At 69.5% G+C, this 3,152-nt stretch carries 3 protein-coding genes; all 3 read left to right on the top strand.

The genetic code is table 11. The features are described 5' to 3' along the window. Nucleotides 1-600 precede the first annotated feature (600 nt). The gene (locus ACFE86_RS21980; protein WP_375457435.1) at nucleotides 601-1,500 is read left to right on the top strand and encodes a DNA/RNA non-specific endonuclease; all 900 of its coding nucleotides are present in this window, start codon (nucleotides 601-603) and stop codon (nucleotides 1,498-1,500) included. A 10-nt stretch (nucleotides 1,501-1,510) separates the two neighbouring features. Further along, complete coding sequence (locus ACFE86_RS21975) at nucleotides 1,511-1,816, top strand: hypothetical protein (protein WP_375457434.1); 306 nt, start codon at nucleotides 1,511-1,513, stop codon at nucleotides 1,814-1,816. A 219-nt stretch (nucleotides 1,817-2,035) separates the two neighbouring features. Next, a partial coding sequence (locus ACFE86_RS21970; protein WP_375457433.1) for an ATP-binding cassette domain-containing protein occupies nucleotides 2,036-3,152 on the top strand: 1,117 nt, incomplete at its 3' end.

Here is a 3,152-nt window from a genome sequence, read left to right as displayed (position 1 = left end):
TCCGGCAACAACCGCAAATCACACGGAAACCGAAGACCATCCAAAATCGAGGGGGGAGTCTCTTGACGTGCCAATGAACCACTCGCTCGCTTGTACTTCCGACGACGTCCGACCCGAAGGGCTCACGTCGCCGGTCGGCCTTCATCGATTCGAGGAGACCGACGCGGGGTCGGCCCCTATAGTCCAAACCTTGCCTCGCGCGCCACAGCGGGCGGTCCGGCCGGCGCCATGCCCGTCAGGACGGACACCATGCCCTCTACCATGATAGTGCCCAATACGAGCCTTGGGTGATCCGATCAATGTTGCGCCCCGGGTTTTTCCGTTCTCGTGCCATCGCTGCCACATGAGGTCCGTGTTGCTCGGCGTTCTGCTGTCCGGATTCCTGTCTCTGCTCGCCGTCGGCTTCAGCGGCCAAGCTCAGGCCCAGCCGCGCCCGCCGGACGACGCGTTCACGTTCGCGTGCAGCGTCTTCGGCGACTGTCCGCGCCGGACCGTGCCGGGACCGGAAGACCGGGACGTGAGACCGTTCGATGGAACGCTCGGCCGCCCCTGCGCGTGGCGCGAGCGCCCGACGCCGTCCGGCCCGCGCAGGGTCCGTACGTGCTCCTGAGGCAGGAGCTTCGCGCCGTCCTCGTCACGGCGGCCCTGACGCTCCGGGCCTGCGCGGCCGAGGGCGCCGAGACCTGCCCGACCCTGTTCGCGGACGGCCGCAGGCCGGCCCTGACCAACCCGAAGCTCGCGGCCGAGACGCTGCCGCTGTGCTTCGAGGCCTATGCGGTGCTGCATTCGGGTCGCGCCCGCGCGCCGCTCTACGCGGCCGAGCGCCTGACCCGGGCGGGCGTCGCGTCGGCACGGCAGGTCGAGCGCGTCGATGCTTTCCACGACGAGGATCGGGTGCCGGCCGAACAGCGCGCCCGGCTCGACGACTACGTCCGCAGCGGGTTCGACCGCGGCCACCTCGCGCCGGCCGGCGACATGCCGAGCGGTGCGGCGCAGGCGCAATCCTTCAGCCTCGCCAACGTCGTCCCCCAGGACCGCGTGTTCAACCGAAGCCTCTGGGCGGCGATCGAGGAGAGCACCCGGCGCCTCGCCACGCGGCGCGGCCTCCTGTTCGTGGTGACCGGCCCGGTCTTCGAGGGCGGTTCGCTCGCAGCGATCAACGGCCGCGTGCTGGTGCCGACGCAGTTGTTCAAGGCGATCTACGATCCGGTCGCCGGCGAGGCCGGGGCCTACCTCGCCCCGAACCGCGCCGACGGGGACTGGCGCGCCGTCTCCCTCGACGTGCTTCGCGGGATCGCCGGCCTCGACGTCTTCCCCGGTCTGCCGCCCTCCGTGACGGCGGCCGCGATGAGCCTGCCGGAGCCGCGCGCCTATTCCAGCGACGACCATGCCGCCCGCCGGCCCCGCACCCACGAGCAGGGTTGGCAGGACTGGCTCGGCCGCGAACTCGCCCGCGCGCTGCGCCGGGCGTTCCGCGACGTGCTTCGCGCCATCTTCTGAGGTTCCGCCGATGCCCAAATCCAAAACGCGCGCGTCGAACACGAGCGCATCCAAGCCGAGCGCGCCCGCCTTCACGCCCTTCGCCGACGCGTCGGCGGTGCGCAGCATCGGCGCGCTGTCCTTCGAGAACGGCCCCGACGCGATCGCCCTGCACGGCTCTCTCGACATCACCCGCGACGCGGCGGGCCTCGCCCGGGCGCGCGCCCTCAAGACCACGGTCGATGCCGTCGTCGCGGCGCTGGAGGCGGCGGCGCTTCCCGAAACCGTCGCCGAGACGACGACGGCGCCCGCGACGGTCGCAAACCCCTTCGCCTGAAGGGTGGAAGCCGGCAGATCCTTGCCCGGCACCCGCCGGCCTGATACGCGAACGGCATCATCTCCAGGGATTGCGGGGCGCGCCGTCCGCAGAACTGTACCGTGCAGGGTTCGCCGCGTGCATGGCGCATGCCTGCTCCCCGGATCGATCCTGCCCCCGCCGCCATCGGGCCGGGCGCACCTTGGCGCGCCGGCCCCGCCACGTTCGAGGATTTCTGCGATGGCCCGCGAATTCGTCTACCACATGAAAGGCCTGACCAAGAGCTATCTTGGCGGCAAGAAGGTCCTGGACAACGTCAACCTGTCCTTCTACCCCGACGCCAAGATCGGCGTGCTGGGCGTCAACGGCTCGGGCAAGTCGACCCTGCTGAAGATCATGGCCGGCATCGACAAGGACTGGACCGGCGAGGGCTTCGTCGCGCAAGGGGCGCGGGTCGGCTACCTGCCGCAGGAGCCGCACCTCGATCCGGACAAGTCGGTCCGCGGGAACGTGATGGAGGGGGTCGCCGAGAAGCAGGCGCTGCTCGACCGCTACAACGATCTCGCGATGAACTACTCCGAGGAGACGGCGGACGAGATGACCCGCCTCCAGGACGAGATCGAGGCCAAGGACCTCTGGGAGCTCGAATCCAAGGTCGATCAGGCCATGGAGGCGATGGGCTGCCCGAGCGACGATCAGCCGGTCGCGACCCTGTCGGGCGGCGAGCGCCGCCGCGTGGCGCTCTGCCGCCTGCTCCTGTGGGAGCCGGAACTGCTGCTGCTCGACGAGCCGACCAACCACCTCGACGCCGAGACCGTGAACTGGCTCGAAGGCCACCTGAAGAGCTACCCGGGCGCCATCCTGATCGTGACCCACGACCGCTACTTCCTCGACAACGTCACCAGTTGGATCCTCGAGCTCGATCGCAGCAAGGGCATCCCCTACGAGGGCAACTACTCGGCCTGGCTGGTGCAGAAGCAGAAGCGCCTGCAGCAGGAGGGCCGCGAGGACATGGCCCGCCAACGCTCGATCACCCGCGAGCAGGAGTGGATCGCCGCCTCCCCGAAGGCGCGGCAGTCGAAGTCGAAGGCGCGCATCACCCGCTACGAAGAGCTGGTGGCCAAGCAGAACAACAAGGTGGATGCGGCAGCCCAGATCGTCATCCCGATCGACGAGCGGCTCGGCAACAACGTGATCGCGTTCGACCACCTCAACAAGGCCTTCGGCGACCGCCTGCTGATCGAGGACCTGTCGTTCAAGCTGCCGCCGGGCGGCATCGTCGGGGTGATCGGCCCGAACGGTGCCGGCAAGACCACCCTGTTCAAGATGATCACCGGCCAGGAGAAGCCCGACGGCG

Origin of the sequence: uncultured Methylobacterium sp. (assembly GCF_964244095.1) — a bacterium.
In the GTDB taxonomy this organism is placed as follows: Bacteria; Pseudomonadota; Alphaproteobacteria; order Rhizobiales; family Beijerinckiaceae; genus Methylobacterium.
The sequence above is the reverse complement of the archived record's forward strand: the minus strand, read 5'-3'. Positions and strand labels throughout refer to the sequence as shown.

Excerpts from the sequence above, each read along its gene's own strand:
- ACFE86_RS21975 (WP_375457434.1), top strand. The coding sequence starts at position 1,511 with ATGCCCAAATCCAAAACGCGCGCGTCGAACACGAGCGCATCCAAGCCG.